This window comes from Novosphingobium sp. 18050, assembly GCF_902706195.1.
Lineage (GTDB): Bacteria > Pseudomonadota > Alphaproteobacteria > Sphingomonadales > Sphingomonadaceae > Novosphingobium.
Map to the genome: position 1 here is coordinate 210,891 of NZ_CACSJO010000002.1, position 26,329 is coordinate 237,219.

General features: G+C 66.6%; 26 protein-coding genes and 1 tRNA gene. 11 read left to right on the plus strand and 16 right to left on the minus strand.

What is annotated here, in order from left to right:
* Positions 1-170: 170 nt before the first annotated feature.
* The 4 genes from GVL61_RS03460 to GVL61_RS03475 all read right to left on the minus strand — a co-directional run bounded on the left by GVL61_RS03460 (position 171) and on the right by GVL61_RS03475 (position 5,348).
* Complete coding sequence (locus GVL61_RS03460; protein WP_159977021.1) at positions 171-1,847, minus strand: ABC transporter ATP-binding protein; 1,677 nt, start codon at positions 1,845-1,847, stop codon at positions 171-173.
* A gap of 14 nt (positions 1,848-1,861) precedes the next feature.
* Positions 1,862-3,025 (minus strand): cell wall hydrolase, encoded by a 1,164-nt coding sequence (locus tag GVL61_RS03465; RefSeq protein WP_235037517.1) that lies wholly within the window; start codon positions 3,023-3,025, stop codon positions 1,862-1,864.
* The gene (locus GVL61_RS03470) at positions 3,022-4,239 is read right to left on the minus strand and encodes an outer membrane beta-barrel protein (RefSeq protein ID WP_159977023.1); all 1,218 of its coding nucleotides are present in this window, start codon (positions 4,237-4,239) and stop codon (positions 3,022-3,024) included. The genes GVL61_RS03465 and GVL61_RS03470 overlap by 4 nt, the downstream gene beginning before the upstream one ends.
* A 224-nt stretch (positions 4,240-4,463) precedes the next feature.
* Entirely contained in the window at positions 4,464-5,348 is an 885-nt protein-coding gene (locus GVL61_RS03475) for an MJ0042-type zinc finger domain-containing protein (RefSeq protein WP_159977025.1), read from the minus strand.
* A 148-nt stretch (positions 5,349-5,496) separates the two neighbouring features.
* Here GVL61_RS03475 and ftsE point away from each other — a divergent pair, with 148 nt between their 5' ends.
* Genes ftsE through GVL61_RS03495 form a run of 4 tightly spaced genes read left to right on the plus strand, consistent with a single transcriptional unit; the run spans position 5,497 to position 8,445 of the window.
* Positions 5,497-6,210 carry a cell division ATP-binding protein FtsE gene (gene ftsE, locus GVL61_RS03480; protein ID WP_159977027.1) on the plus strand — a complete coding sequence of 238 codons (714 nt, stop codon included), beginning with the start codon at positions 5,497-5,499 and terminating at the stop codon, positions 6,208-6,210.
* A gap of 59 nt (positions 6,211-6,269) precedes the next feature.
* Complete coding sequence (locus GVL61_RS03485; RefSeq protein ID WP_159977317.1) at positions 6,270-7,160, plus strand: ABC transporter permease; 891 nt, start codon at positions 6,270-6,272, stop codon at positions 7,158-7,160.
* 41 nt (positions 7,161-7,201) lie between these two features.
* Complete coding sequence (locus GVL61_RS03490) at positions 7,202-7,738, plus strand: YdcF family protein (protein WP_159977029.1); 537 nt, start codon at positions 7,202-7,204, stop codon at positions 7,736-7,738.
* Positions 7,735-8,445 carry a 1-acyl-sn-glycerol-3-phosphate acyltransferase gene (locus tag GVL61_RS03495; RefSeq protein WP_235037518.1) on the plus strand — a complete coding sequence of 237 codons (711 nt, stop codon included), beginning with the start codon at positions 7,735-7,737 and terminating at the stop codon, positions 8,443-8,445. The genes GVL61_RS03490 and GVL61_RS03495 overlap by 4 nt, the downstream gene beginning before the upstream one ends.
* Before the next feature lie 10 nt (positions 8,446-8,455).
* Here GVL61_RS03495 and GVL61_RS03500 read toward each other — a convergent pair whose 3' ends face one another.
* The 3 genes from GVL61_RS03500 to GVL61_RS03510 all read right to left on the minus strand — a co-directional run bounded on the left by GVL61_RS03500 (position 8,456) and on the right by GVL61_RS03510 (position 11,396).
* Complete coding sequence (locus tag GVL61_RS03500) at positions 8,456-9,241, minus strand: transglutaminase family protein (protein ID WP_159977031.1); 786 nt, start codon at positions 9,239-9,241, stop codon at positions 8,456-8,458.
* A 104-nt stretch (positions 9,242-9,345) separates the two neighbouring features.
* Complete coding sequence (locus tag GVL61_RS03505) at positions 9,346-10,275, minus strand: prephenate/arogenate dehydrogenase family protein (protein ID WP_159977033.1); 930 nt, start codon at positions 10,273-10,275, stop codon at positions 9,346-9,348.
* Positions 10,272-11,396, minus strand: a complete 1,125-nt coding sequence (locus GVL61_RS03510) for a histidinol-phosphate transaminase (protein WP_159977035.1) — start codon at positions 11,394-11,396, stop codon at positions 10,272-10,274. Before GVL61_RS03510 ends, GVL61_RS03505 begins: the two co-directional genes overlap by 4 nt.
* An 87-nt stretch (positions 11,397-11,483) precedes the next feature.
* Between GVL61_RS03510 and GVL61_RS03515 the strand changes: the two genes are divergently transcribed.
* Genes GVL61_RS03515 through metW form a run of 3 tightly spaced genes read left to right on the plus strand, consistent with a single transcriptional unit; the run spans position 11,484 to position 13,632 of the window.
* A complete protein-coding gene (locus tag GVL61_RS03515; protein ID WP_159977037.1) occupies positions 11,484-12,593 on the plus strand; it encodes a homoserine O-acetyltransferase in 1,110 nt (369 codons plus the stop codon).
* Positions 12,590-13,024 (plus strand): GNAT family N-acetyltransferase, encoded by a 435-nt coding sequence (locus GVL61_RS03520; RefSeq protein ID WP_159977039.1) that lies wholly within the window; start codon positions 12,590-12,592, stop codon positions 13,022-13,024. Before GVL61_RS03515 ends, GVL61_RS03520 begins: the two co-directional genes overlap by 4 nt.
* Positions 13,021-13,632: a methionine biosynthesis protein MetW gene (gene metW, locus GVL61_RS03525; protein WP_159977041.1), complete on the plus strand. Its 612-nt coding sequence runs from the start codon at positions 13,021-13,023 to the stop codon at positions 13,630-13,632. The genes GVL61_RS03520 and metW overlap by 4 nt, the downstream gene beginning before the upstream one ends.
* An 18-nt stretch (positions 13,633-13,650) precedes the next feature.
* Here metW and GVL61_RS03530 read toward each other — a convergent pair whose 3' ends face one another.
* The 3 genes from GVL61_RS03530 to GVL61_RS03540 form a co-directional block, all read right to left on the minus strand.
* The gene (locus tag GVL61_RS03530; RefSeq protein ID WP_159977043.1) at positions 13,651-14,736 is read right to left on the minus strand and encodes an acyltransferase; all 1,086 of its coding nucleotides are present in this window, start codon (positions 14,734-14,736) and stop codon (positions 13,651-13,653) included.
* A gap of 230 nt (positions 14,737-14,966) precedes the next feature.
* Positions 14,967-15,353 carry a VOC family protein gene (locus GVL61_RS03535; RefSeq protein WP_159977045.1) on the minus strand — a complete coding sequence of 129 codons (387 nt, stop codon included), beginning with the start codon at positions 15,351-15,353 and terminating at the stop codon, positions 14,967-14,969.
* Positions 15,354-15,400: 47 nt separating this feature from the next.
* The gene (locus GVL61_RS03540; protein WP_159977047.1) at positions 15,401-15,787 is read right to left on the minus strand and encodes a VOC family protein; all 387 of its coding nucleotides are present in this window, start codon (positions 15,785-15,787) and stop codon (positions 15,401-15,403) included.
* A 207-nt stretch (positions 15,788-15,994) separates the two neighbouring features.
* Here GVL61_RS03540 and GVL61_RS03545 point away from each other — a divergent pair, with 207 nt between their 5' ends.
* Positions 15,995-16,666: a glutathione S-transferase family protein gene (locus GVL61_RS03545; protein WP_159977049.1), complete on the plus strand. Its 672-nt coding sequence runs from the start codon at positions 15,995-15,997 to the stop codon at positions 16,664-16,666.
* 235 nt (positions 16,667-16,901) lie between these two features.
* Entirely contained in the window at positions 16,902-17,957 is a 1,056-nt protein-coding gene (locus tag GVL61_RS03550) for a ribonucleotide-diphosphate reductase subunit beta (RefSeq protein ID WP_159977051.1), read from the plus strand.
* Positions 17,958-18,056: 99 nt separating this feature from the next.
* Here GVL61_RS03550 and GVL61_RS03555 read toward each other — a convergent pair whose 3' ends face one another.
* The 5 genes from GVL61_RS03555 to GVL61_RS03575 all read right to left on the minus strand — a co-directional run bounded on the left by GVL61_RS03555 (position 18,057) and on the right by GVL61_RS03575 (position 23,100).
* Positions 18,057-18,572, minus strand: coding sequence for a hypothetical protein (locus GVL61_RS03555; protein WP_159977053.1), 516 nt, complete (start codon positions 18,570-18,572; stop codon positions 18,057-18,059).
* Positions 18,573-18,801: 229 nt separating this feature from the next.
* A tRNA-Thr gene (locus GVL61_RS03560) sits at positions 18,802-18,877 on the minus strand.
* Between the two features lie 82 nt (positions 18,878-18,959).
* Entirely contained in the window at positions 18,960-20,699 is a 1,740-nt protein-coding gene (locus GVL61_RS03565; protein WP_159977055.1) for a DUF885 domain-containing protein, read from the minus strand.
* A 37-nt stretch (positions 20,700-20,736) separates the two neighbouring features.
* Positions 20,737-21,621 (minus strand): hypothetical protein, encoded by an 885-nt coding sequence (locus GVL61_RS03570; protein ID WP_159977057.1) that lies wholly within the window; start codon positions 21,619-21,621, stop codon positions 20,737-20,739.
* A gap of 156 nt (positions 21,622-21,777) precedes the next feature.
* Positions 21,778-23,100, minus strand: a complete 1,323-nt coding sequence (locus GVL61_RS03575) for a replication-associated recombination protein A (RefSeq protein ID WP_159977059.1) — start codon at positions 23,098-23,100, stop codon at positions 21,778-21,780.
* Between the two features lie 87 nt (positions 23,101-23,187).
* Here GVL61_RS03575 and GVL61_RS03580 point away from each other — a divergent pair, with 87 nt between their 5' ends.
* Complete coding sequence (locus tag GVL61_RS03580; protein ID WP_159977061.1) at positions 23,188-23,625, plus strand: hypothetical protein; 438 nt, start codon at positions 23,188-23,190, stop codon at positions 23,623-23,625.
* Between the two features lie 75 nt (positions 23,626-23,700).
* Positions 23,701-24,513 (plus strand): sugar phosphate isomerase/epimerase, encoded by an 813-nt coding sequence (locus GVL61_RS03585; protein ID WP_159977063.1) that lies wholly within the window; start codon positions 23,701-23,703, stop codon positions 24,511-24,513.
* Positions 24,514-24,604: 91 nt separating this feature from the next.
* Here the strand turns inward: GVL61_RS03585 and GVL61_RS03590 are convergent, their stop codons facing one another.
* On the minus strand, positions 24,605-26,200 hold the full coding sequence (locus tag GVL61_RS03590; protein WP_159977321.1) for a GMC family oxidoreductase: 1,596 nt from the start codon (positions 26,198-26,200) through the stop codon (positions 24,605-24,607).
* Positions 26,201-26,329: the final 129 nt, after the last annotated feature.

Here is a 26,329-nt window from a genome sequence, read left to right on the forward strand (position 1 = left end):
TGCCCTCTCATCGTGTACGCCCCGTAGTGGAAATGAGCCGCGAGACGGCGCAGAATGCACAGCGGTGACGACGGTAAAGGGGGGGCTGGGGCGATGGCGCCAGGTCTTTCCCCTTCCAGCTTTCCGAAGAAAATCAGTCTGCCCTTGGCATAACCGGCCGCGTCTAAGGCTCAGATTCGTACCACCCGATCTGCCAATGCCACGCTTGCCGGCCGGTGCGTGATGATCACTACCGTCTTGTCTTGCAGGATACGGGTGCAGGTTTCGACGAAGCGTTCCTCGCCATGGGGGTCGTACATCGAAGTTGCTTCGTCGAGCACGACGATCGGGGCATCTTTCAGCAGTGCGCGGGCGAGCGCTATGCGCTGACCCTGCCCGCCGGACAGCCGCACGCCGCGGTCGCCGATCTGGGTGTCGAAGCCCTGGGGCAGCGCGGTTACGAAGTCCCAGGCGTCGGCCCGGCGCGCGGCTTCTTCGATTTCAGCGCGGCTGGCGCCGTGGCGGCCGAAGGCGATGTTTTCGCGCACGGTGCCGCTCAATAGTTGGGCGCGCTGCGGGACTACCGAAATCTGCGCGCGCAGGTCCTGTACCGAGACTTCGGTGATGTCGTTGCCGTCGAGCGTGATGCGTCCGGACTGGCATTCGTAAAGGCGCAGCAGCAGGGCGACGATCGTGGTCTTGCCGGCGCCATTGTCGCCCAGGATCGCGATCTTCTCGCCCGCAGCGATATCGAGGTCGAAGCCGCGCAGGACTCGGCTGCGGCCGGGATAGGCGAAGTCTACCTTTTCGAAGCGGATCGCGCCACGCAGCGGTGGCAGCCGGCTCGGCAGGGCGTAGCCGGGCTCGGGGGCGGTCGCCAGGACGCTGGCCATGCGGGCCAGCGTGCCGCGTGTCACCTGAACCTGCCCCCAGGTCTCGGCAAGTTCGCTGACAGGGCGGGTGAGGAGAGCTGCGTAGAACAGGAATGAGAAGAGTTCCTGCCCGGAAAGGCGCCCCTGATGCAGGTGGTCGCCAATCATCATCAGCAGCCCGAGCGCGGCAAGCGAAGCAACCAGCGCGCTCACCGGCTCGACGATCGACTGGATGCGTGTCAGCCGGACCGCGTAGAGGCGCGCGGTTTCCACGCGGCGGCGGTAGCGGGCGCTTTCGAGGTCTTCGCGCGCGAAGCCCTTGATGGCCGAGATGGCGCCAAGATTGTCTTCGGCCAGCGCCAGAACCTGAGCCTCGGCATTCTGCTCGCGCTCGGCCAGTTCGCGCAGGCGGCGCCCGACGAGCTTGAGCAGTATCACATAAATGGGGATCAGCAGCGGCACTAGCAGCGCCAGCGAGGCGTCGATGCGCAGCATCAGCAGGGCAGCGCCGGCTGCGGTAAGCAGCAGGGGCGGTACACCGACCAGGGTGCCGGTAAGGAAATGGCCTAGATGCCCGACTTCGGTGGTCATCAGTGCGAGCACGTCGCCCTGCCGGTGCGCGACGTGCCAGCCGACGGGGAGGGACTGAAGATGGTCGTAGAGGCGCGCGCGCAGGTCCGCGAGGATGCGCGCTGCGGTATTGCCCGAGACGATCTGGACGACCGCGGCAAGCGCTGCCGAAGCGATGAAAGCCAGCACCAGCAGGACGACCAGCCGGGCGGTGCCGAGGGGCCCGGCTTCGATCAGTTTGCCCGCGAGATTGCCGGCAAGCCAGGGAATGGTGAGCGTCGTCGCCGAACTGGCCAGCGTAAGCCCTGCGACGAGAGCGAGGGAGCGGGCGTGGGGCCGGGCGAGGGACGCGACCATGCGCATCTGGTCGGGCGCGAGCGGCGGCGGCCCCGGCAGGTCATCGTGGACGGGATGGTCTGCGTACATGGGCGGCGGCGTGGTCAGCTGGCGGCGAGCAGGCGGTCGGTCGCCTGTCCGCCGGGAAGGCACTGGGCGCGGTCGTTGCGCAGGAACCGTGCGCAGTCCCAATAGGCACCTTCGCTGTGGGTGCGCGCCATGCGTACGTAGACGAAGGCGATGTTTCCGGTTTCGCCAAGGCGGCCGGCCACGCGGCACTCTGCCAGGCTGCCGCATAGCGCCAGCGCCTTGAGCGCGTAGCTGCCGGGCGGGGCCGCAGGGTCCAGCTGCATTTCGAGCGCGGAATGGCTGGAGGCGGCAAGCGGCGCGGGGATTACGATGGGAACGGGTTCGAACAGGATCTGAGGCACGGCGATGGCCGGTGTTGCTGCCGGATCATGCATGTCCGACAGTGCGGCGAGAGCGGGCTGGGGGGATTCCGTGCCGGAACCCGAACTGCGCGACATGGCGGCGGCCGAACCCCAATAGCCGGGCCAGCGGTAGAACAGGTGAGCGCCCTGCCGGGCTATCTTGACCAGACCGTCGCGCCACCGGGGGACCACGTAATCGGCATGATAATGCGTCGCTAGCCCGACCTGGGTATCGACCGCGCCTGACAGGGCCGCTTCGGCGATGGCACGTGCGCGGGTGAGGGCGGGCGGCGAGGGGATGCGGGCGAGCGAGCCATCGCAGGTGAAGGTGAACTGGCAGCCGGTCTCGCGCTGCGAACCCTGGAATACCACTGCGCAGACGCTGTCGGGAAAGGCCGGGTGGCGCACGCGGTTGAGGACGACCTGAACTACGGCTCGCTCTCCCGAAGGATCGTCGCCCGCTTCGTACCAGGCGGCGACAGCGAGGCAGTCGCGCGCGCGCAGGCGTGCATCGGGGGCGCCGACGAAGCGGAACGGTGCGGCGAGGGCCGGTTGCAGGTCGGCGATGGGCACTTGCGCGTTGGACAGGCGCGCCGCGTCTGCGGCAATGGGGATGCTCTGCGCCGGATCCGGCAGAGGCGGTGGCGGGACAAGGGAGAGGGGCGGCATTTCCGCTTCAGCTTCCACCGGAGAGGCAAAGGCCGCCACGAGGCGTGCAGTGCGATGCGGGATGTCGCTGGGAAGGCGCGCGAACATCAGGACTGCGACCGCGAGCGTTGCGGCGATGACGATGCGCCAGGCGAGCGGGGTCGACGCAAGGCGTATCAGGCGCGTCATAGCGCGTACTTGAGCGACACCGAGGCGCGCTTGCGGTCGAACTTGCGGCCGCCGGTCCCATCGCTGCGAGTGCGCTGGAAGCCGCCCTGCGCCGAGACGCGCAAGTTGCGGTTGAGCAGCCATTCCGCGCCGAGCGATCCGGCCAGATCCCTCTGTATCCGCTGGGTTCCGGCATAGTCGCTGACGGTCTGGTCGAGGCGGGTGGTGAGGATGACGTTGCGGCGCAGTTCGTAATCCAGTTTCCCGGAATAGCGGCTCTGGCGGATGCCGGCGACGCCGACGAGAGGCGAGCGCTGGATCGTGCGCTTCGCCTCGACCGTCCAGGTCATCAGCTTCGTCGGATTCCATTCCAGGCTGCCGGCGAAATCCAGGCCCTTGATACGCGGGAAGGCGGGATCGTCGTAGCGCTGGTTCTGGTAGCCGATGGCGGCGGTACCGCGGATCAGGCGCGTGACGCCGAACTGTACGCCGCCGCGCACCGAATACCCGTCCGAACTGCGGTCAAGCAAGGTGGTCTCGTCCGGGTAGCGGGCTTTGTTATAACTGCCTTCGACGAAGGTGGCGATGCCGGGCCCGATGGCGTAGCCGGCGCGCAGCGAAGTGGACCAGGTGCGATAATCGCGGTTTCCCTGGGCGATCTCTGCGCCGGCCACGCGGTAGGTGCCGTAGCGGAAAGTGTCGAAGGAGGCATCCGCGCCCAGCAGCAGGCGGCCGACGTTGTGTTCCAGCTGCACGCCCAGTTCGAGCGTGTTGTAGGCGATGCGGGGGCCGCGCAGCGTGGTGTCACCGACCGAACCGCGTGGTTCGTATGCGCGCGAGTAGCCTGCGCGCAGCGAGGCCTGGGTGCCCGCCCCGATGTCCAGCTGTCCGCTTGCCTGCAGATCGTAGGTATTGGTGTTTTCATCGTCCTGCGACAGGCCGCGTGTCAGCCCGGTAGTTGCATTGAACGAGAGGGCGTGGCGCCTCCAGGTCGACCGGGCGGCGATGCCGCCGGACAGGGTGACAAGAGCGTCGTCGACCTTGTTGGTGTTTGCGGCGTAGATATTGTCGTCATAGGCCGTGCGCAGTTCCGCCGAGGGCAGGACTTCGAATCCACCGAAACGGACCGGGACCGGGTCCAGTTCTGGCCGGGGGCGCTTCTGTACGGAAATGGCGCCGTCTCCGGCGGGAATTTCCTGCGCCCTGACACCGGATGCGGTGCAGGCGCCCAGCATGCCGACAATGCACGATACGAGCGCTGAATCGGCGCCGTACCGGCTCAGCCAAGCCTTGCGTCTGAGCCTCAATAGAGCCTGCACTTCAAGAATCGCCCCGCTATCCGTAAGTCCCCATCACGAATTGTGCGGATGCGAACTGCGCCGGGCAAATGAATGATTTGTCACCGGCACGGAATTTCGTCCCGGATCAGGACCTTCGGAAGGTCAGAACCGGGCGGGGATCAATCCGGTTTCCAGCCGATTTCGGCGGCGGCGGCAGACTTGGGGATGTCGGTGAGCGCTTCGTTCACCGTGATCGTCTCACCGGGCGCGAGCTGGCGCTTGGCCGGTACGACTTCCTTTTCGTAGACAATGGTCTCGCGCCGGTCGCGCAGAACCACCAGCAGCGAGGGAACACTGCGGCTTTGCGCGCCGATGTTGCTGATGGTGCCGCTGACGCTGAAGAACTCGGTGCCGTCGGGGAGCGGCTTGCGGTCCTGGCGGCCGCGCGGGAAGTCCAGCTTGAGGTCTGGCTGGGCACGCTGGAAGGTTGCGCGCGGAATCGGCAGCCAGTCCGGGATGCCGCCCCAGGCGACGGCGCCGGCAAGGCCGAGCGTCGCGATGGCGAAGGCGACCGCACCGTACGTACCGATCCGCGCCCAGTTACGGCGCGGGCGGAACGGGGGCGAAAAATCGAAGCTGGAGGTGCTCTCGTCGGCGTAGTGCTTGGTCGCGGTGTCGTCGTAAGTGACGGGCGCGGAGCGCTGCTCACGGCGCGGCGCGGCGGCCGGCGCTTCGCTCGCTGCCGATTCGTGGCCGGTGGCGACTGGTTCGCGCATCGCCGCGGGAGCGGCGGCGGGCTCGGGCGTGCGGGGGATGACGACTGCCGGGCGCGGCGCAGCGGCGGCGCGAAGCGGCGGCGGCGGGAGCGAGGCTTCCTGCGCGACCGGCGCGGGTTCGGCCTCAGGAATTGCCGGTGCGGCTTCCTGCGCGGCTTCCGCGGCTTCGGGACCTTCCTGGAACCAGCTGTGGCGGCACTTGGCACAGCGTACGGTACGGCCTTCCAGGCCGATCGCACTGTCCGGAACCGCATATCGCGTAGAGCAGGCAGGGCAGGCGATGATCATGATCGCTCTCATAAGCACGGTTGCATCGCGCGCCACAAGCGCCCGACCTGTGGGTTCGCGCCCTGATGCCCTTTTTTCCACATGCAAGGGAGGCTATAGGGCTTTACGTCGCCCGTTCGGCCCGACTTAGACAACATTTTAGACGAGCATGACCGCGGACGGCGAAATCACCCATTTCGACAATGTCGGACTTCGCTATGGCGCCGAACGCGAGGTGCTTAGCGATCTGACGTTCACGCTGTTCCCGGGGAGGTTCTATTTCCTCACCGGGGCGAGCGGCGCAGGCAAGACCTCGCTGCTCAGGCTGCTGTACCTTGCGCAGCGTCCATCGCGCGGCGCGATCCGCATGTTCGGGACCGATGCCATCACCCTGCCGCGCGCGCGGCTGCCTGCCTTGCGCCGGCGCATCGGCGTAGTCTTCCAGGACTTCCGGCTGGTGGACCACCTTTCCGCCTTCGATAACGTGGCGCTGCCGCTACGCGTCGCCGGGCACCAGGAACGCGACCTGGCCGGGCCGGTGCGCGACATTCTCGAATGGGTGGGCCTGGCCGACCGCATCGATGCGCGCCCCGCCACGCTTTCGGGCGGCGAGCAGCAGCGCGTCGCCATCGCCCGCGCGGTGATCGCGCGTCCGGCGATGCTGGTGGCGGACGAGCCGACCGGCAACGTCGACCCCGACATGGCGATGAAGCTGATGCGGCTGTTCGAAATGCTCAATCGGCAGGGGACGACCGTGGTCGTCGCCACCCACGATCTCGACCTGCTGCGCAAGGTGCCCGACAGTCTTATCATGCGGCTGGACCGGGGGCGACTTTCCGACCCGACCGGCGCGCTGCGCTATCCGCCCCGGAAGCTGACATGAGCGTGCGCGGCGTGCTCGACCGGCTGCTCTCCGGCCCTCGGCGGCTGTTCGCGCGGGGTATGCCCCTGGGGCGGGCGGTCGATATCATTCCGCAGGCGCGCATGTCCGGGCCGATGCCCTGGGTGATCGCGATCATGGTGGCGATGACTGCCATCGCGCTGGCCGCCGGGCTGGCGCTGGGCAACGCGGTATCCTCGGCGCGGGCGGAGATCGAGGGCGGCGTGACCGTCCAGATCATCGAGCCGCGCGCGGACATCCGCGCCGCGCAGGCCGCGCGCGCGGTCAAGGCGATGAAGAACATGCCTGGCATCGCCGGCCTCAGGCTGGTGCCGCAGGAGGAACTGGACGCACTGATCGAACCCTGGCTGGGCACCGGCATTGCTGCGGCCACGGGCGCGGCGATCCCCGTGCCGGCGCTGATCGACGTGCGGCTGAAGGGCCCGGCGACGCCGGCTCAGCTTGCCGCGATCGGCAAGCGGGTGACCCCGGTGGCGCCATCGGCCCGGATCGATGCGCAGTCCAACTGGCTGCGTCCGGTCTTCGAGGCGATGGTGTCGCTGCAATGGCTTTCGATCGCGCTGGTGGCGCTGCTGGCGCTGGCGCTGTCGGCGGCAGTGCTGCTGGCGGCGCGATCTGCGCTGGGGGCGAACCGCGATACCATCGAGATAGTCCACCTGCTGGGCGGCACCGATGCGCAGGTGGCCCGCGTGTTCCAGCGCTCCATCGGCTATGATGCGGCCGGCGGCGGCACCGTGGGACTGGCGCTGGCGCTGGTGGTGATCCTTTCGCTCGCCCGGCGGTTCTCGGGGCTGGGCGCGGGGCTGGTCGACAATGGCGCGCTGATCTGGAGCGACTGGCTGCTGCTGGCGGTGGTGCCGATCCTGGCGACACTGCTGGCGATGCTGACCGCGCGGCTGACCGTGCTGCACGCCTTGCGCCGGATGCTTTAATGCCTGCTTTAGTCCGTCCGAACTCCTATATAGCCTAGATCATGTTCCGTCGCTTCACCGCCTTCATCGTGCTGATATGGCTCTTCGGGTTCCTGTGGTTCGCCATAGCGCTGCCGGGGCCGCTGTCTGCCGATGTGCGCACCGATGCGATCATCGTGCTGACCGGAAGCCAGGGGCGGATCGAACATGCGCTCAAGGTGCTGGAGGCGGGCAAGGCGCCCGACCTGCTGGTTTCCGGCGTCGACCGCGAAGTGCGCCCGCGTGAGTTCGCGGTGCAATTCCGGGTTCCGCAGCGTCTGATGAAGTGCTGCGTAACGCTGGGCTACCGGGCTTACGATACCCGCTCCAACGCCATCGAGGCGGCGCAGTGGGTCAATGAGCGTGGGGCCAAGTCGGTGCGGCTGGTCACGGCGGACTGGCACATGCGCCGGGCCGCACTGGAAATCGGCCGCGAATTTCCGAACGACGTCAGGCTGGAACGTGACGGCGTGCCCTCGCACCCCAGCCTTGGCACCTTGTTCCTCGAATACCACAAGCTGCTGGCCCGTGCCGCGCTCAACCTCTGGGAAGCCCTGTGACCAAGATCGATTCGCCCGCCACGCCGCTGGACGTGGTGCGCAGCCTGCTGTTCTACGTCACCTTCTATCTGGGCACGATCTTCTTCGTGATCGCCACCGGCCTGGCCTCCTTCGTAAACGAGGAACTGATGCGGCGCGCAGCACGTGGCTGGAGCCTGTATCACCGCCTCTGCGCCCGCTGGCTGCTGGGCATTCGCGTTGTCGTGGAGGGCGAGATGCCGGGCGGCGGCGTGCTGGTCGCGATGAAGCACGAGAGCTTCTACGAGGCGATCGACCTGCCCGCGCAGATGCGCCACCCCGCGCCTTTCCCAAAAGCGGAACTGACCGAACTGCCCGGCTGGGGCTGGGCGGCACGGCGATACGGCGCGGTCGTGGTGGAGCGCGGCGAAGGTGCGCGGGCCCTGCGCAAGATGATCTCCAGCGCGCGCGGTTTCGCGGCGAAGGGGCGGACGCTGGCGATCTTCCCCGAAGGCACCCGCGTGCCCACCGGCCAGCGCCCTCCGCTGCAGTCAGGATTTGCGGGGGTCTACAAGCTGCTGGGTCTGCCGGTGGTACCGGTGGCGGTGAACAGCGGGCGGCTTTATCATCGCCGCTGGAAAAAGCCCGGCACGATCACGGTGCGCGTGGGCGAGCGCATCGAACCCGGCCTCCCGCGAGAGGAGATCGAGGCGCAGGTGATGGCGGCTATCAACGTGTTGAACGTCTAGGCACGGTTGTTCAGGCCGGCACCAGTTCGTTGACCTCGACGGTCTGCGACAGCATTTCGACATCGCCGAAGCTGGACAGGAACGAGACGTCGGCGGCATCGCGCCCGACGCCGATCTTGGCGATGCGGTCGGGCGAACTCATGCCGGTGGCATCGACGATGTGCCAGGCTCCGTCGAGGAACACTTCGGCCACCGCGTGGAAGTCCTGCGGCTCCACCCCCAGGCCGTAGACGCTGGCGAAGCGCGCGGGGATGGCGCTGGCACGAACCAGGGCGATCATCAGGTGCGCATAGTCGCGGCACACGCCCCGGCAGCTCTTGAAGGTGTCGGCGGCAGTGGTGAAGGCGTCGCTCGAACCCGGCTCGTAAGTGAGAGTGCCGGCGATCCGGTCGCGGATGGCAGCGACGCGGGCACCGCCCTGCAGGTGGCCGAACTCGTTTTCGACGAATTCGTGGAACGTGTCCGACGTGCAGTAGCGCGAGGGCATCAGGTAATCGACCGTTTCACCCGGCAACAGATAGGTGGGCAGCGCGGGCAGGGTATCCACTTGCGCAAGCATCCGCTCGACCGAGACGGTGGCCTCGTAGCGGATCTGAAGCGGCGCGGCGGTGCGTAGCCAGATGCGTTCGCCGATGTCGGCCTGCGCCGAGACGCGGGCGAAATGGTCCAGCTGCGGCAGGTCGATGCGGGCCTGCATCACGCGCTGCTCTGGTATCATGGCCGCCTCGATTTGGAGGAGGACATCGACCGGGCCACGCACGGCGTAGTCGAGGGTAGTGACGATGGAAAGCTGCATGGGCGGAGGGCGTCCTTGAGCGAGGCTTCACCGCTCAAAAGCCCGAAAATGCTTCGGGCTCCCGGGGAGCGGGTTAAATATGCGTCATGCCCTGCCGGTTTGCATCATGCCTTGCCGGTGGCGGCGCCTTCGTGATCCCCGCGGCCGAAATCGGCACGGGCATCGTCCTGGCCTTCTTCGATGATCGAGCGGCGGATCGCGCGGGTGCGGGCGAACTGGTCGAACAGCTTGTCGCCGTCGCCCACGCGGATCGCCCGTTGCAGCGCGGTGAGGTCCTCGGTGAAGCGCTGGAGCATGGTCAGCACCGCTTCCTTGTTCGAGAGGAACACGTCGCGCCACATCGTCGGGTCGGAAGCGGCGATGCGGGTGAAGTCGCGGAAACCGCCGGCGGAGTACTTGATGACCTCGCCCTGCGTCACGTCCTCAAGGTCGGACGCGGTGCCGACGATGGTATAGGCGATGAGGTGCGGCAGGTGGCTGGTCACGGCAAGCACGAGGTCGTGGTGACCCGGCGTCATGATCTCGACATTGGCGCCCAGCGCTTCCCAGAACGCGACGAGCTGCGAGAGCTTCACCATGTCAACCTTGGCCGGCGGGGTGACGATGCACCAGCGGTTGCGGAACAGGTGCGCGAAGCCCGCATCGGGTCCGGAATTCTCGGTGCCGGCTACGGGGTGGGCGGGGATCACCATGTGGGCGGGCAGCGCGTCGCCCAGGGCCTTGGCAATGGCTTCCTTGGATGAGCCGACATCGCTGACGAGCGCATCGGCGGGCAGTGCGTCGCGCACCTGTTCGGCGGCCATGCCCATGGCGCCGGGCGGCACGCAGAAGATTACGAGGTCAGCTTCGCGCACGGCATCGGCGGCGGTTTCGCAAACCGTGTCGACAAGGCCGCGCGCAGCGGCGCGGGCGCGGTGCTGGGGCGATAGGTCGTAGCCGGTGGTCCGCGCCTCGGGCAGGTATTCCCTCGCCGCGAGGCCGATGGAGCCGCCCTGCAGGCCCAGGCCGATGATGGCGATCCGGGCGAAAGTCACTTCGGGCTTTCCGCCATTTCGCGAAGGCAGTCTGCGATGGCGTCCATGTCTTCGCTTTTGCCGATGGTGATGCGCAGCGCCTGCGGCAGGCCCTGTCCGGGTAGCCAGCGCACGATGTATCCGCGCGTCGCAAGGCCGTCGAAGGCGGCTTCGGCGGTGAGCGCGCCTTCGAACAGGATCAGCACGAAGTTCGCCTGGCTCGGCAGCGGGCGCAGGCCGTGGTTGCCCAGCGCTTCCAGCTTTTCGACGAAGCGCGCGCGCTCGTCGCGGTTATGGACGCGGCTGGCTTCGACGAAGGCGTCGTCGCCCAGCGCGGCCAGCGCCATTGCCTGGCCGGTGGCCGGGACGTTGAACGGCCCGCGAATGCGGTTGAGCGTGGCGATCAGGCCCGGCGCGCCGGTGGCCCAGCCGATCCGTTCGCCGGCAAGGCCGAAGATCTTGGAGAATGTGCGGGTGACCAGCACGTTCTGATGCGCCTCGGCCAGCGCCAGCGCGCCGTCGCTGTCTTCGGGGGCGACATATTCGCCGTAAGCCTGGTCGATCACCAGCACCACATCGGCAGGCAGGGCGGCGTGAAGCCGCGCGATCTCGCCGCCGGGCAGGTAGGAGCCGGTCGGGTTGTTGGGGTTGGCCACGAAGATCACGCGGGTGCGCGGCGTCACCAGCGCCAGCAGCGCGTCGACGTCGGTGCCGTAATCGGCATCGGGCGCCACTACTGGCGTAGCGCCGCAGCGGCGGGCCGCGATGTCGTAGACCGCGAAGCCGTAGCGCACGTAGATCACTTCATCGCCAAGCCCGGCATAGCCCTGCGCAATGAGGTTGAGCAGTTCGTCCGAGCCGGTGCCCATCACCACGCGGGCCGCGTCGATCCCGTGCGCCGCGCCGATCGCGGTGCGCAGCGCGGTGCTGTCGGGGTCGGGATAGAGCGCGGGGGCCTGCGCCTTGGCGGCAAGCGCGGCGGGGCTGGTGCCCAGCGGATTTTCGTTGGCGGACAGCTTGATAAGCGGCCGCCCGTCCTTGCCCTTGGACTTACCGGGGACATAGGCGTGAATCGCCTCGATCCAGGGCTTGGGTTGCGGGGCTTTCGCCAGGGTCGGGGCGGAGGTTTCGGTTTCGCTCATGACGGGCGGCCCCATACCCCAGCGCGGCGGCTAATGACAGGGGGCGATTGACACTCTAAAGCCGGCCCCCCACTTGGCGAACGCATCATGTCCACGGCCTCTTCCCTCAATATCGAACGCAAGGTTCTCGAACTTGGCACCCCGCTGCTGCTCGACGGGGGGCAGAGCCTGCCGGAAATGCGCGTGGCCTATGAAACCTGCGGTACGCTGAATGCGGCGAAGGACAACGCGATCCTGATCTGCCACGCGCTGACGGGCGATCACCACGTCGTCTCGGACCATCCCAAGACGGGCAAGCCCGGCTGGTGGGTGCGCATGGTGGGACCGGGCAAGCCGATCGATACCGACCGCTATTTCATCATCTGCGCGAATGTAATCGGCTCGTGCATGGGCTCCACCGGCCCGGCCAGCCTTGCGCCCGATGGCGAGCCCTGGGCCAAGCGTTTCCCCGTCATCACCATCCGCGACATGGTGAAGGGCCATATCGCCGTACTCGACGCGCTGGGAATCGATGCGCTTCATGCCGTGGTCGGCGGATCTATGGGCGGGATGCAGGCGCTCAGCCTTGCCTCCAACTTCGCGCAGCGCACCCGCGCCGCGCTGGTGATCGCCTCCACCGCGCGCCATTCCGCGCAGAACATCGCGTTCCATGAAGTGGGCCGTCAGGCGATCATGGCCGACCCGGAATGGCGCGAGGGCAATTATTATGCGCACGGCAAAGGCCCGGAAAAGGGCCTGTCGGTGGCGCGCATGGCTGCGCACATCACGTACCTTTCGGAAGCGGGCCTGACCGACAAGTTCGGTCGCCGCCTGCAGAACCGCGAGGAAAAGACCTTCGGGTTCGACGCCGATTTCCAGATCGAATCGTACCTGCGCTATCAGGGCCTGTCCTTCACCGACCGGTTCGACGCCAATTCGTACCTCTATATCACCCGCGCCATGGATTACTTCGATCTGGCCGAGGAGCATGGCGGCATGCTGGCCAATGCCTTTGCAGGCTCGAAGGCGCGGTTCTGCCTCGTCAGCTTCGATACCGACTGGCTTTATCCCACGGCCGAATCGCGCAATGTCACCCACGCGCTGAACGCGGCGGGCCTGCCGGTGAGCTTCGTGGAACTGTCCGCACCTTACGGGCACGACAGCTTCCTGCTCGACGTGCCGGCGCTGGACCGCGTGGTGGAGGGGTTCCTGGGATGATCGAACTTTCGGACGACCCCGCACGCCTCGACGTGGCGCGCATCCACGGTTGGCTGGAGTCGAGCTACTGGACGCCGGGTATCGCCCGCGCGGCTGTCGAGCGGCAGATCGCCGGCTCGCACTGCCTCGGCGCCTATCACCCGGAGCAGGGCCAGGTCGGTTTCGCCCGCGTGATCTCCGACCGCGCCAGCTTTGCTTGGGTGGCGGACGTGTGGGTGGATGAGGCATCGCGCGGGCAGGGCCTTGGCCGCCGCATGGTGAACTGGTTCGTGGAGCATCCCGAGTACACCGCCGTGCGCCGTTTCGCGCTGACGACCGCCGATGCGCACGGCGTCTATGCCGCGCTGGGCTTCACCCAGCTGCTGCGGCCGGAGCGGCTGATGGAACGCCTTTCGCCGGAATTCACCGCCATGCTGAAGGCTGCGCCATGAACGCTGCGATGAAGGCAGGCCTGCGCCCCGACCTTGCGGTGATCGCGGACAATGTGGCGAACGGCGCCAGCGTGCTCGATGTCGGCTGCGGCGACGGCACCTTGATGGCGGCCCTGCGCGACGGGCAGGGCTGCGCCACGCGCGGGATGGAGATCGACGCCGCCAACGTAGGCCGCTGCGTGGGCCGCGGCCTTTCGGTCATTCAGGGCGATGCCGACAAGGATCTGGCCTTCTATCCCGACAAGTCGGTCGACTACGCGATCCTCAGCCAGACGCTGCAGACCACGATGCGCCCCGACATGGTGCTGGAGGAACTGCTGCGCATCGGCCGCCGCGCCTTCGTCAGCTTTCCCAACTTCGCGCACTGGCGGGTACGGGCCTCGCTGCTGTGGAACGGGCGCATGCCGGTGACGCGGCTCCTGCCGGTCGCCTGGTATGAGACTCCCAACATTCACCACCTCACCGTCAACGATTTCCGTTCGCTCGTGAAGGAGCGCGGCATCACCGTGGAGGGGCAGTGGTTCCTCTCCGGCGACCAGCGCTGCAGCGCGGCGGCGGCGAATTTCCGAGCCGAACATGCGGTGTTCCTGCTCTCACGCGGGGGGTGAGGGCGCGCGGCGCTGCCGTCAGGGCAGCGCGATCCGCTTACTGAGCGCGTGCGCCGGTGCTTCGACCAGACGGTAGGCCGCCCAGGCGACTACGACATTGACAGCAAGCACGGCAACGATCGCGGCGAGGTCCGGCAGCTTCAAGATGCCGGCCACGAAGAAGCCCGCGCCGGTGACGGGGTTGTGGAACAGGTACAGGCTGTAGCTGATCGTGCCCAGGAACAGCAGAGGCGGGCTGCGCAGGCCGTCCTTCACGAATCCGGTGGCAAGGCTGACCGCCAGAACCGCGGCGGTGATGAAGGCTACCCAGCCGAACGGCGACTGGCTGAGCGCAACCGGCACGAAAAGCGCGATCATCTGCGCGGCGGCGCTGCGTGAATGCGGCGCGCGGTAGGCCAACACCCCCAGATAGAAGGCGAACCACAAGTCCACGAACAGACCTTCGAGCGGGCTGGGAAAATACCCCGCCGCCCAGATCGCCGCTATGCCGAAGTGGACCAGCGTTACGGCCGCCCGGCCTTTCGTTCCCAGTCTGTGGGTGATCAGCAGGGAAATCACGAAGAAGATGTAGAACTGCACTTCGTAGCACAGCGTCCAGAACACGATATTGATGTTCTGGAACCCCAGCAGGCTCTGCGCATAGAACAGGTGCGCTGCCAGTTGGGGACCGGTGACATCAGGCGCAGGTGCGTGGCCGATGCGGTATTCGATGAAGCCGAGGCAGAGCACCGTCAGGATAGCCGCCCAGTAAGGCGGGTCCAGCCGGATCGCCCGCCGCAGGACGAAGCGCGAAAGCAGGCCGAGCGAAGGCGTGGCATCGCGCAGGCTATGGGCGATGACGAAGCCGCTGAGCGCGAAGAACACCGCGACGCCGCTTTCGCCGTGCGCGAATATCCAGACGACCGCGCGCGGGGCCTGGGCGAAGAGCCCCGACACGTGGCCGCCGGAATGAAGGTGGAAAAGGACCACCCACAGCGCCGCCAGTCCCCTGAGCACCTGGGGAAGTGCGAAATGGCGCGCAGGGGCGATAGCGCGGGCCGCATCCCACGTGTTCGGGGCTTCGGTAGCGACATTTACATCCGCAGTGCGCGCGATCGCATCCATGCAGTACTCCCCGGTTGCCTCGGCGGGAGTGTAAGGCAGGCGCAGGGATCGGGGCGCTCCCCATAATACCTAGGGCAATCACCGGGCCGGGGGATCGGCTGCGACAGGTCCAGACCGTGCATGGCTGTGCAGCAAGACGCCCGCGATGCGGGCGCTTCCACCTGCCCGCGGCGACAGGCTACCATTGGCGTTAGCATGCGCCGCCACGAAGTGTTCCGCCGCCGGCGGTTTTACCCCATCGAGAGCCCGAAGTAGGCCCCCAGCTTGTTGCCGTCCGGGTCGCGCAAATAGGCACCAAAGGCCCCGCGGGCCTGGGGCCTGGCCTCGGGCGCGCCTTCGTCGGTGCCGCCGTTGGCAAGGCCAGCCGCGTGCCAGGCCTTCACCGAGTCCTCGTCCGGTGCCTCCAGGATGATGGTGCCGCCGTTGGCATGGGTGCACGGATCGCCGTCGCGGGCCGGGCCGAGGAGGAACTTCACGCCGCCCAGGTCCCACATCACGATCGGGTACGCATCGGGCGTAGAGCAGGGCGCGAGGCCGAGCGTGCCGAACGTGGCATCGTAGAAAGCGCGGGTTTTCGCCAGGTCGTTGGAGCCGAGGCGGATGGACTTGAGCAGCATGAAATTCCTCTCCCTTTTTGTTTTTGGTATTCCGTCAGCAGATCCGATCAGGCGGGCACGGCGTGCAGCGCGCAGAGCTTGTTGCCATCGGGGTCGCGCAGGTAGGCGAGGTAGAGCTTGCCGAACGGGAATTCGCGCACGCCCGGCGCGTCCTCGCACGAGGCGCCGCCCGCTTCGCAGCCGGCCTTGTGCCAGGCGTCGACCTGTTCGGTGCTGTCGCACGCGAAGCCCACGGTGCCGCCATTGGCGAAGCAGGCGGCCTCGCCGTTGATCGGCGTGCAGATCATGAAGTTCGCGCCGTTATGGGCATAGGCGATTCGGCCGGCGGCCGGGTCAGCCATGATCGGCGCGGCGCCGAGCACGCCGAACACGGCGTTGTAGAAGGACTGCGATGCGGCAAGATCGTTGCTGCCCACGGCGATATGGCTGAACATGATGGCTCTCCGGGTGAAGTCGTCGGGATTTTGCGTGCGAGGGTGTCGCGCACCTGCCGAAAGGTCAATCGGCGCACGGTGCGTAGCGGCGATATGTGACGAGGGTACGCGGGCTGTCGCAGATGCGGACTTATCCACGCGTTTAGCCACCATGCAAAATCCTCATCGGGTGGACGCTTCCCCCGTGCTTTGGCATCGCCGTAAGCCATGTGGCACATCTATCAGTTTCCGCTCTGCCCCTTCAGCCGCAAGGTCCGGCTGCTCATGGCCGAGAAAAGCATCGCCTACGAACTCCAGACCGCCAAGCCGTGGGAAGGCGAGGACCGGCTGTTCGCGATGAACCCGGCGGGGCGCACCCCGGTGATCCGCGAAACCGAGAAGGGCATCGTCCTGTCCGACAGCCGCGCGATCTGCGAGTATTTCGAGGAAACCGTCGACCGTAACCCGCTGATCAGCGGCACTGCCCAGCAGCGCGCCGAGATTCGCCGCCTGATCGCGATGTTCGACGAGAATTTCTACAACGACGTCTCCGGTCCGCTGCTGCTGGAGCGCATGAAGAAGCGTCTCGTCCTGCGCCAGTCGCCCGATGCCAAGGCGCTGCGCGAATCGATGAAGCTGGCGCACGACTACCTCGATTACATCGACTACCTGATCGACAACCGCCCCTGGCTGGCGGGTGCGACGATGACGCTGGCCGATCTTGCCGCCGCCGCGCAGATATCGGTGGCCGATTACCTCGGCGGGCTGGACTGGTCGACGCATGAGCAGTCGCGCGCATGGTATCTGGTGATGAAGTCGCGGCCCTCGTTCCGTCCGCTGCTTTCCGAGCGGATGGAAGTGATCCAGCCTCCCAGCCACTACGCCGAAGTGGACGGCTGAGCCTGTCGAAGCCCCACGCGATGCAAGCTGCTTCTCATGCACGCTCGCATGGTATCGGGGACACAACCCGTTGTGGTAAAACAATTCACTTGCCCCTACATCTACCTGTGCAAAGATTGATTCGGCGCATGGATTTGGCAGCGATCTTGCCTATCTCTGACGTCTCCGCCTGAGCGCGCCAGTGATGGAGGCTTCAGGTGAATCCCATATCAGCCGACCCACCGGAGCCCGCCCCATGCCTCTTCTAGAAGCCCGCAAGACGTACAAGCCCTTTGAATACCCGTGGGCCTACGACTTCTGGAAGATCCAGCAGCAGGTCCACTGGCTGCCCGAGGAAGTGCCGCTGGGCGAGGACTGCCGCGACTGGGCGCAGAACATTTCCGAGCATGAGCGCAACCTGCTGACGCAGATCTTCCGCTTCTTCACCCAGGCCGACGTCGAGGTGCAGGACTGCTACCACGAGAAATATTCGCGGGTCTTCAAGCCGACCGAGATCAAGATGATGCTGGCCGCCTTCTCCAACATGGAGACGGTGCACATCGCCGCCTACTCGCACCTGCTCGACACCATCGGCATGCCCGAGAGCACCTACGGGGCCTTCCTCGAATACTCCGAGCTGAAGGACAAGCACGACTACCTGCAGAAGTTCGGCGTCGACAACGACGAGGACATCGCGCGCACCCTGGCCATGTTCGGCGGCTTCACTGAGGGCGTGCAGCTGTTCGCCAGCTTCGCGATGCTGATGAACTTCCCGCGCTTCAACAAGATGAAGGGCATGGGCCAGATCGTCTCGTGGTCGGTGCGCGACGAATCGCTGCACTGCGAAGGCATCATCCAGCTGTTCCACACCTTCTGCGCCGAGCGCGGCTGCCTGACCAAGGCGGTGAAGGACGACATCGCCGATCAGTGCCAGACCACCATCCGCCTGGAAGACAACTTCATCGACCTCGCGTTCGAGATGGGTCCGGTGCAGGGCATGACCGCCAAGGACATCAAGCGTTACATCCGCTTCATCGCCGACTGGCGCATGACGCAGCTGGGCCTGAAGCCGATCTACATGATCGAGGATCACCCGCTGCCCTGGCTGCAGCCGCTGCTCAATGGTGTGGAACATGCCAACTTCTTCGAAACCCGCGCGACCGAGTATTCGAAGGGCGCGACTCGCGGCGACTGGAACACCGTGTGGTCGAACTTCGATTCGCGCCGCAAGGCAACGACCAACGACGACATCCTGCTGGTCGACGACGGTTCGGAGCCGGGCCTCTTCGGCGAAGGCGTCGCGGCAGAGTGACGCAATATACCGGGCGTTCCTGCATTGCAGGATGCCCGGGCCGCCATACATGACAGGCGCCCACCGCTCGCGGGGGCGCCTGTTGCGTGTCCGCTCTGTTCAGTAGGGAATGGGCGCGGCGGTGAATGCGGGAACCTGCTGGCCCTGCACCATGACCGCGGAGCGGCCGCTGATCACGATCGAGCCCAGAAGCGCGCCCACGGTGTTGCCGCGTCCTTCCTGGCGGTGCTTGCCGCTCAGCGGCATTTCGTGTCCGTTGACCAGGACGCTCCTGAATTCGACCTCGAACTTGCCCGACTTGCCGCCGATGGCGCGCCCGGTCTTCCATGAGATCACGCCGGTTACCGGCGATCCGCGCGGGATTACGACGAAGCCATTCTCGGTAACGTCGCCCACCGTCGCGAAGCGGAAGGCCTGCCCGACTTCCACATACTTGCTGCTGATTTCCTGAAGCGGGGTGATGTTCATCAGGGTGTTTGCGGGCATCAGTTTGCCCTGCATCACCTGCCCGGCCATGTTGACCCGCTGCGGCGCTTCAATGCCGCCCTGTAGCGGCTGCGCGAAAGCCGGCACTGCGCAAAGACACGCGGCAAGTGCAAGTGTAATGTACTTCATGAAAACCCCCGTTTGATTGACCATGGGCCAATACGGCGGATATCCTTACTTAGCCGTCAACGCCGGGGAGAAAGGCGATGACAAAATTGTAAGGCCAAGGGGCGTGTTTGGTCGAAGGTATCGGGCCTTACGGAATTAAACCTATACCCTAAGGGGCGTAATACTGTTGTGAAGGTACTGCGTCTGCGCTGCCTGATTGTCTGGACCTTGGCAGAAATCGCAATGCGCGTGGTGCCGGCTACAGGAGTCGAACCCGTGACCCCCTGATTACAAATCAGGTGCTCTACCAACTGAGCTAAGCCGGCCCTGCGTTCCGCTTTAAGCGGGGCAAGTCCGGCGCCCTTACCGCGAGCGGGGGGCACCGGTCCAGTCAGAAAACAGCTTTGGTCAGAAAACCGCGTGCGGCGCGTCTTCTTTCATCATTACCTGGCGAACCAGCGGGATGGGCGGGCCGCCGTGGCTGAGGAAATCGTCGTGGAAGGATTTCCACGCGGTGCGGCCGCCGCGCGTCGCGGTCCAGTCCTCGCGCAGCTTTCGGATCATCAGCTTGCCCAGCGTGTAGTTGAGGTAGGCCGGATCATAAGTGCCGCGCGCGGCCTGCTGTTCGGCAGTGCCTTCGTCCTGGTAGCATTCCTTCATGAACAGCGACTTGGACTGCGCCTGCGTCATCCCGCGCGCATGCAGGCCGATGGCGGAGAGGTAGCGGCAGTTGCGCAGCAGGGCGTTGGAGATCTGGCCCACCTGCACGCCGGGGTCGCCATCGCCCAGACCCGCTTCCAGCATCATTTCCTCGGCATAGTGCGCCCAGCCCTCGGCGAAGGCGTAGCCGACGAACAGTTTACCCACCATCGAGGGCGCGGCGTTCGAATGGAGGAACTGCAGGTAGTGGCCGGGCATCACCTCGTGGACGGTGGTGAACAGCAGGTCGGACTTGCCGGGGATATAGTCCATCTGCATCTGCTTCGACCAGGTCGGGTCTGGCGGCGAGATGTAGTAGATCGACGAGCCGCCGTTCTCCAGCGGCCCCGGCGGATCGATATAGGCCGAGTTTGCGCGGTTGTAGGGCGGGCTTTCCTCCACCTGCGCCATCTTGGTGCCGGGGATCGTCAGGATGTCGTGGGTGCGCACGAACTGCGCCAGCTCGGGGATTTCGCGGCGGGCTTCGGCGACGGGGCCATCGGCGGGCTTGTCGGCGCGCATCTTGTCGAAGCACTGGGGGATCGTCTTGCCCGGCGCGAACTTCACGCAGGCCGCCTTCAGGGCCTGCTGGTTGCGCACGAGATCGGCGCGGCCGACCGCTTCCAGCCGGTCCAGCGGCGCATCGACAGACTCGGTGGCCGCGACCATGCGCGAGAACTTCTCCGCACCCATCGCGAAGCCTTGCGTCGGCGTGGCCTTGGCAACCTGCTCGGACACGGCCTTCATGGCGGTGGCGGCCGCTTCGGAAGATGCCTTGAAATCGGCCTGGAGCGCGGGGTCGGCCACGTCCGCGAAAGCGGCGCGGGCATCGCCGCGATAATAGTCAGCAAAGCCGCCGAAGCCGTCCTTGCCGACCTTGATGAAGCTGGCGGGCATCGCGGCGGGCAGGTTGGCGCGGATCTGCGCGGCGGCTGCGGGCACGGCTTTGAAGAAGGCGATCATTGCCTTCATCCGCGTCGGCTTGTCGGCATAGTCGCGGCTGACGTAGACGTTCGGGTCGAGGCCGCCGTTGATGTAGAATGTCGGGTTGGTGTGCGGCAGGTCCGCGTCCTCCAGCCAGAACAGCTGGCCCTTGGCGACCTGCACCATGTAATCGCGCTCGAAGCTGTCTGCTTCGGACAGGTCGGTGAACGTGCCCGCCTTGTCGATCACCGAATGGAGGAATGCGGCGCGGGCCTTCAGGCCGGCATCGCTCCAGTCGGGCAGCTTGCCGTCATACTGGTGTGCGCCTTCGTAGATGGCGAAAGAGGGATCGACGGCGAACCACTGCTCGATGCTCTGGTCGACGAAGGCCTTCCAGCTTGGGGTTGCTGCGGTTTGGGCCAGAGTAGTCTGGGCGGCGGCGCTGTTGTCGGCAGCAAGCGGCGGAGTGGCGGCGCAAGCAGCCAGCGAGAGGCAGGCGATACCTGCCAGCAGAACGGTCTTCATGGGTGGGGGCTCCCTGTTTTATGGAGCAGGTTGTGCGTCAGGCCGCGCCGAAGGTCCAGCCCTCGGTGGCGGCAAGTTCTTCGGTCAGTTCAGAGGGATGCCACAGCTCGCTGCGGTGAGCAGCCGTGCGCAGCCATGCAGCGGTGACGAGGGCGTCGGCGCTGTGGTCGTCGATCGCTCCGCTGCCGCCCAGGGGCTGCGAGCCGAGGGCCGTCAGCGCGCTGTCGAGCGCGGCGTGGTCGGTCATCTTGGCGCGGCCTGCGGTGCGCCCGGCGGCGACGGCGGCGAGGGTGGTGTAGATTTCCACCACCACCGGCCCGCTTTCCGGCAGCGGATCTACCGGCCATACCGGCACGCGTCCGCCCAGCCGGTGGAGCAGGCGCATCCCAGTCAGGCTCGACTTGCCGACTTGCGCCGCGCCGACGAGGTTGAAGTTGGAGTAAGGCCTGCACCCGGCGCGGGCCTGCGCTTCCTCGGTCACGCGCATCCGTCCGCGCCGGTGCAGGGCGCCGGGGAGGTGGAAATGCGCACCCTCGCGCCCGCCGTGGCGGCGGAAATAGGCGCTGAGACCTGGGTGGTCGACGAAGCTGGCGGCGGAAAAGTGCGGGTCCGCTGCACAGAGGTCGTCGATCATCGCCCAGAGCGCGCGGGCACTTGGCGGGCTTTGCACCCAGCCGGGAAAGAACGCACCCGCATCGGCGAAAGGCAGTGATATGCCGAGGTCCATTCCGACCAGCGTATCGGGCGGCAGGTGGCGGAGCAGCAGGTCCAGCACCTCGGGCCGCGACCAGCGAGCATGGCCCGGCGGGTGCAGCAGGCGGGGGGCGGCGTTCCCTTCCGCGCAAAGGGCGACGGCGATGCCCTTGTGCCGCTCACCCAGCGCGCCGGACCAGTCGATCGCCATGAAGTTGCGGAAGTGCATCGTGGCTCCATGCTCGGCGGCCGGCGGGTGGCGGCGGGGGCTTCGACAAGCTCAGCCTGAGCGGACTTTGAATGAATGAGTAAGTGAGATGAACTTGCAAACCCGCTCAGGCTGAGCTTGTCGAAGCCCCCGCCGCATTCGTACGGGCAAGAAGGATCACCCCTCCCGCCGTTCGCTGCGCTTCTTGTCCCACCATTCGAGGCGCTTCTTTACTTCGCGCTCGAATCCGCGTTCGACGGGTTCGTAGTAGACTTGCGGGCCGATCTCGTCGGGCCAGTAGTTGTCGCCGGAGAAACCGTCGGGCGCATCGTGGTCGTAGGCGTAGTCCTTGCCGTAGCCGATGTCCTTCATCAGCTTGGTCGGCGCGTTGAGGATGTTGGCCGGGGGGCTGAGCGATCCCGTCTCGCGCGCGGCCTTGAACGAGGACTTGAACGCCGCATAGGCCGCATTCGATTTGGGCGCGGTGGCGACGTAGAGGCAGGCCTGCACGATCGCCAGCTCCCCCTCGGGAGAGCCGAGGAATTCGTAGGCGTCCTTGGCGGCAAGGCATTGCACCAGCGCCTGCGGATCGGCGAGGCCGATGTCCTCGCTAGCCATGCGGACCAGTCGGCGCAGGACGAACAGCGGCTCCTCCCCTGCCGTCAGCATCCGCGCCATGTAATAGAGCGCGGCCTGCGGATCGGACCCGCGCACCGATTTGTGCAGCGCGCTGATCAGGTTGTAGTGCCCGTCGCGGTCCTTGTCATAAACGGCCACGCGGCGCTGCAGAAACTGGCCGAGACCCGCCGGATCGAGAGGGGCGGCGATTTTCGCGGCGTAGAGCGTTTCGGCTTGGTTGAGCAGGAACCGCCCGTCGCCGTCCGCCGAGGCGACCAGCGCCTCGCGCGCAGCGGCGGTCAGCGGTAGCGGGCCTTCGAGGTCTTCGGCCTTGTCCAGCAGCGCGGACAGCGCGGCGGCATCGAGGCGGTGCAGGATCAGCACCTGCGCGCGGCTGAGCAAAGCGGCGTTGAGCGCGAAGCTGGGATTCTCGGTCGTCGCGCCGACGAGAGTGACGGTGCCGCGCTCGACGAAGGGCAGGAAGCCGTCCTGCTGGGCGCGGTTGAAACGGTGGATCTCGTCCACGAACAGTAGCGTGCGCTGTCCTGCCTTTGCCGCGACATCCGCCTCGGCAAAGGCTTTCTTGAGGTCCGCCACCCCCGAGAACACCGCCGACACCGCATGGAACCGCATCCCTACCGCAGCGGCAAGCAGGCGCGCGGTGCTGGTCTTGCCGGTGCCGGGCGGGCCCCACAGGATCATCGAGGACAGGCGCCCCGCCGCCACCATCCGCCCGATCGCGCCTTCCGGGCCGGTCAGGTGCTCCTGCCCCACCACGTCCTCAAGGACGCGCGGGCGCAGGCGGTCGGCGAGCGGGGCATCCTCGCGCAGGTCATCGGGGGTGCCGGCGGGCGGCAGTTCGTCGGCGAAAAGGTCGGCCATGACGGCTATCTAGCGAGCTTTGCGGGCAATTGCATCGGCCGAGGGGCAGGAGTAGGGGGAGGCGGTGCAAAAAGGGGCGCGAAACTCGTGGCAGATGCTGTCGTAACGAAGCCGCGCTGGCCCTATTGGCTGGTCGCGGTGCTGGCGCTCACATGGAACACCTTCGGGTGCCTGGATTTCACCATGACCGCGATGCGCAGCCCCACCTGGCTTGCGTCACAGCCGCCCGAGGTCATCGACTGGCTCGATTCCGCGCCTACGTGGTCGCTGTTCACGTGGGCGCTGGGCGTGGGCGGCGGGTTCGTCGGATCGCTGGCCCTGCTGGACCGCTCGCGCTGGGCGGTCCCGGCCTTCGCCGGTTCACTATGCGGGCTGGCGGGGAATCAGGTCTGGCAGGCAACCTCGGACGTGCCCGGCGGCATGACCAGCCCCGGCAATCTCGCACTTAATGGCGCCATATGGGCGGTGGCCCTGGCGCTGCTCTGGTACGCCGCGAATAAGCGCCGTCAGGGTGTCCTTAACTGAGCTTTCCTGCAATTGCCCGTGCCCGCTCCGGGACAAGGCTGTATACCCGTGCTCATACGGGAGAGGATTCGATAGATGCCACATCCGCTTGGGATCGAATTGTTGACGGTACTTGGGCTTGGCCCGGTCGAGCATGTCACGCTGGCAGCGGACCTCGGCTGCACCACCATCTCGATGGGGCTGAACCAGTTGCCCGAGCGCTTCAACCCTCACGGCTACGCCGCATGGTCGCTGCGCGATGATGCAGGCCTGCGACGCGACCTGAAGGCCGCACTGCGTGACCGGGGCGTGGCGATCTCCATCGCCGAGGGACTGGGAGTCTCTCCCGACATCGATGCGTCCCAGCGCGCAGCGGACATGGACCTGTTCGCCGACCTCGGCGCCCTGCGGGTCAACGCCGTCGACATGGGCGCCGAGCGCGAACGCGCCTTCGACCAACTCGCCATCCTTGCGGAAATGGCCGCCGAACGCAGTATGGGGTTTTCCATCGAGTTCTGCCCGCTGTTCACCATCCGCTCGCTGCCAGAAGCACTGGATGCCGTGCGCCACATCGGCGAAGGCCGAGCCGGGGTGCTGATCGATGCGATGCACTTCTTCCGCTCCGGCGGGACAGTGCGCCAGATCGCGGAACTGGACCCGGCGCTGATCGGGCACGTCCAGCTCAGCGACGCTCCCCGTAAGGGCGAGGGCGATTATATGGCCGAGGCGATGACAGGGCGCATGGTGCCGGGGCAGGGCGAACTGCCGCTGCGGGAGTTCGTCGATGCCCTGCCGCGCGGGCAGGTGCTGGGGCTTGAGGTGCCGCTGATGGCAGCAGCGCAGAACGGACGGGCCGCGAAGGACTACGTGGGCGAGATCGTCAAGCGCACGCGGGAATTGCTGGTTTAAACGGGAAGGTTTTAAGACCTGGGGCCATCGCCCCCGGCCCCGGGAATGTCGGCGTCGCGCCTCGTTTGGACGGGGGTGGGTTGTTGCGGGGTTATGCGCCCCTGCTTCTTCCCGACTTCAAAACCATCTCCGCCCCTTTCTCCGCGATCATCATGGTCGGAGCATTGGTATTCCCCGAGGTGATCGCCGGCATCACCGAGGCGTCGATCACGCGCAGCCCCCGGACTCCGGTAACCCGCAGTTCCCCATCCACCACAGCTCCCATCGCCGCCGTGCCGACCGGGTGGAAGATGGTCGTCCCGATCTCTCCGGCGGCGGCTTGCAGTTCCTCTTCGGTCTGGAAGGCGATGCCTGGGCGTACTTCCTCCGGGTGGTATCGGGCGAGGGCGGGCTGGGCGACGATGGCGCGGGTGATGCGGATCGCGTCGGCGGCGACGCGGCGGTCTTCTTCGGCCGAGAGGTAGTTCGGCCGGATCGAGGGGGCGGTGGCTGCGTCGGTGCTGGTGATGCGGCTGGTCCCCCGACTTTCGGGGCGCAGGTTGCAAACGCTGGCGGTGAAAGCGGGGAACGGGTCCAGCGCACCGCCGAAAGCTGCGAGGCTCAGGGGCTGGACGTGGTATTCGAGGTTGGCGGTGGCATAGCGTGGATTGCTGCGGGTGAAGACGCCGAGCTGGCTGGGCGCCATGGCCATCGGTCCGGTGCGGCGCAGGGCGTATTCCATGCCGATCAGGGCTTTGCCGAAGATGTTGGCGGCGCGGGCGTTGAGGGTGGCGACGCCCGATACGCGCCAGGCGCAGCGCAGCTGCAGGTGGTCCTGCAGGTTCGCGCCGACTTCAGGGCTGTCGGCCACGGGGGCGATGCCGAGGTCGGCGAGGCGGGCAGCACCGCCGATGCCGCTGCGTTCGAGGATCGCGGGCGAGCCGATCGCACCGGCCGCCAGAATGACTTCGCCGCCGGTGCGGGCCTCGCGCTTTTCGCGGCCGATCGTGTAGGCGACGCCGACGGCGCGGCCTTCCTCGATGATGACGCGGTCCACCAGCGCGCCCGTTTCCACTTTGAGGTTGGCGCGGGTGCGCACGGGTTTGAGGAACGCGTCGGACGCGCTCCAGCGCCACCCACTGCGCTGGGTGACCTGGAAGAAGCCGGCACCTTCGTTGTCGCCGGTGTTGAAATCGCGGCTATGGGGGATGCCCTGCTGCTCGCAGGCATCGCGGAAGGATTCGAGGATTTCCCAGCGCAGGCGCTGCTTTTCGACGCGGATCTCACCGCCGCCGCCGTGAAATTCGCTGGCGCCTTCGTAGTGGTCCTCGGCGCGCTTGAAGTAGGGCAGGACGTCGTCCCACCCCCACCCGGTGTTTCCGGACTGGCGCCAGCCGTCATAGTCGGCAGCCTGTCCGCGCATATAGATCATGCCGTTGATCGAGGAGGAGCCGCCCAGCACGCGGCCTCGCGGATACTTGAGCGCCCGCCCGCCGAGGCCTTGCTCGGCCTCGGTCGACATGCACCAGTCGGTGCGCGGGTTGCCGATGCAATAGAGGTAGCCGACCGGGACGCGAATCCAGATGTAGTCGTCCTTGCCGCCCGCTTCGAGCAGGAGAACCCGCGTTTTCGGGTCGGCGCTGAGGCGGTTGGCGAGGACGCAGCCAGCGCTTCCTCCGCCCACGATGATATAGTCGAACTCTCCCATTTCCATGGGCTAGGCCGGGTGCTGCGGGCGGGCAAGTGGACGCAGTGCTAGGTGCGGCAGGGGGCGGATTTGGTCGCTCGGGCGATGCCGGGCGGGCTGTCGGGCAAATGCCTTGCCGGGCCGGTCGCG

Excerpts from the sequence above, each read along its gene's own strand:
- GVL61_RS03460 (WP_159977021.1), bottom strand. The coding sequence starts at position 1,847 with ATGTACGCAGACCATCCCGTCCACGATGACCTGCCGGGGCCGCCGCCG.
- GVL61_RS03465 (WP_235037517.1), bottom strand. The coding sequence starts at position 3,025 with ATGACGCGCCTGATACGCCTTGCGTCGACCCCGCTCGCCTGGCGCATC.
- GVL61_RS03470 (WP_159977023.1), bottom strand. The coding sequence starts at position 4,239 with ATGCTGGGCGCCTGCACCGCATCCGGTGTCAGGGCGCAGGAAATTCCC.
- GVL61_RS03475 (WP_159977025.1), bottom strand. The coding sequence starts at position 5,348 with ATGATCATCGCCTGCCCTGCCTGCTCTACGCGATATGCGGTTCCGGAC.
- ftsE (WP_159977027.1), top strand. The coding sequence starts at position 5,497 with ATGACCGCGGACGGCGAAATCACCCATTTCGACAATGTCGGACTTCGC.
- GVL61_RS03485 (WP_159977317.1), top strand. The coding sequence starts at position 6,270 with ATGCCCCTGGGGCGGGCGGTCGATATCATTCCGCAGGCGCGCATGTCC.
- GVL61_RS03490 (WP_159977029.1), top strand. The coding sequence starts at position 7,202 with ATGTTCCGTCGCTTCACCGCCTTCATCGTGCTGATATGGCTCTTCGGG.
- GVL61_RS03500 (WP_159977031.1), bottom strand. The coding sequence starts at position 9,241 with ATGCAGCTTTCCATCGTCACTACCCTCGACTACGCCGTGCGTGGCCCG.
- GVL61_RS03510 (WP_159977035.1), bottom strand. The coding sequence starts at position 11,396 with ATGAGCGAAACCGAAACCTCCGCCCCGACCCTGGCGAAAGCCCCGCAA.
- GVL61_RS03515 (WP_159977037.1), top strand. The coding sequence starts at position 11,484 with ATGTCCACGGCCTCTTCCCTCAATATCGAACGCAAGGTTCTCGAACTT.
- GVL61_RS03520 (WP_159977039.1), top strand. The coding sequence starts at position 12,590 with ATGATCGAACTTTCGGACGACCCCGCACGCCTCGACGTGGCGCGCATC.
- metW (WP_159977041.1), top strand. The coding sequence starts at position 13,021 with ATGAACGCTGCGATGAAGGCAGGCCTGCGCCCCGACCTTGCGGTGATC.
- GVL61_RS03530 (WP_159977043.1), bottom strand. The coding sequence starts at position 14,736 with ATGGATGCGATCGCGCGCACTGCGGATGTAAATGTCGCTACCGAAGCC.
- GVL61_RS03535 (WP_159977045.1), bottom strand. The coding sequence starts at position 15,353 with ATGCTGCTCAAGTCCATCCGCCTCGGCTCCAACGACCTGGCGAAAACC.
- GVL61_RS03540 (WP_159977047.1), bottom strand. The coding sequence starts at position 15,787 with ATGTTCAGCCATATCGCCGTGGGCAGCAACGATCTTGCCGCATCGCAG.
- GVL61_RS03545 (WP_159977049.1), top strand. The coding sequence starts at position 15,995 with ATGTGGCACATCTATCAGTTTCCGCTCTGCCCCTTCAGCCGCAAGGTC.
- GVL61_RS03550 (WP_159977051.1), top strand. The coding sequence starts at position 16,902 with ATGCCTCTTCTAGAAGCCCGCAAGACGTACAAGCCCTTTGAATACCCG.
- GVL61_RS03555 (WP_159977053.1), bottom strand. The coding sequence starts at position 18,572 with ATGAAGTACATTACACTTGCACTTGCCGCGTGTCTTTGCGCAGTGCCG.
- GVL61_RS03565 (WP_159977055.1), bottom strand. The coding sequence starts at position 20,699 with ATGAAGACCGTTCTGCTGGCAGGTATCGCCTGCCTCTCGCTGGCTGCT.
- GVL61_RS03570 (WP_159977057.1), bottom strand. The coding sequence starts at position 21,621 with ATGCACTTCCGCAACTTCATGGCGATCGACTGGTCCGGCGCGCTGGGT.
- GVL61_RS03575 (WP_159977059.1), bottom strand. The coding sequence starts at position 23,100 with ATGGCCGACCTTTTCGCCGACGAACTGCCGCCCGCCGGCACCCCCGAT.
- GVL61_RS03585 (WP_159977063.1), top strand. The coding sequence starts at position 23,701 with ATGCCACATCCGCTTGGGATCGAATTGTTGACGGTACTTGGGCTTGGC.
- GVL61_RS03590 (WP_159977321.1), bottom strand. The coding sequence starts at position 26,200 with ATGGGAGAGTTCGACTATATCATCGTGGGCGGAGGAAGCGCTGGCTGC.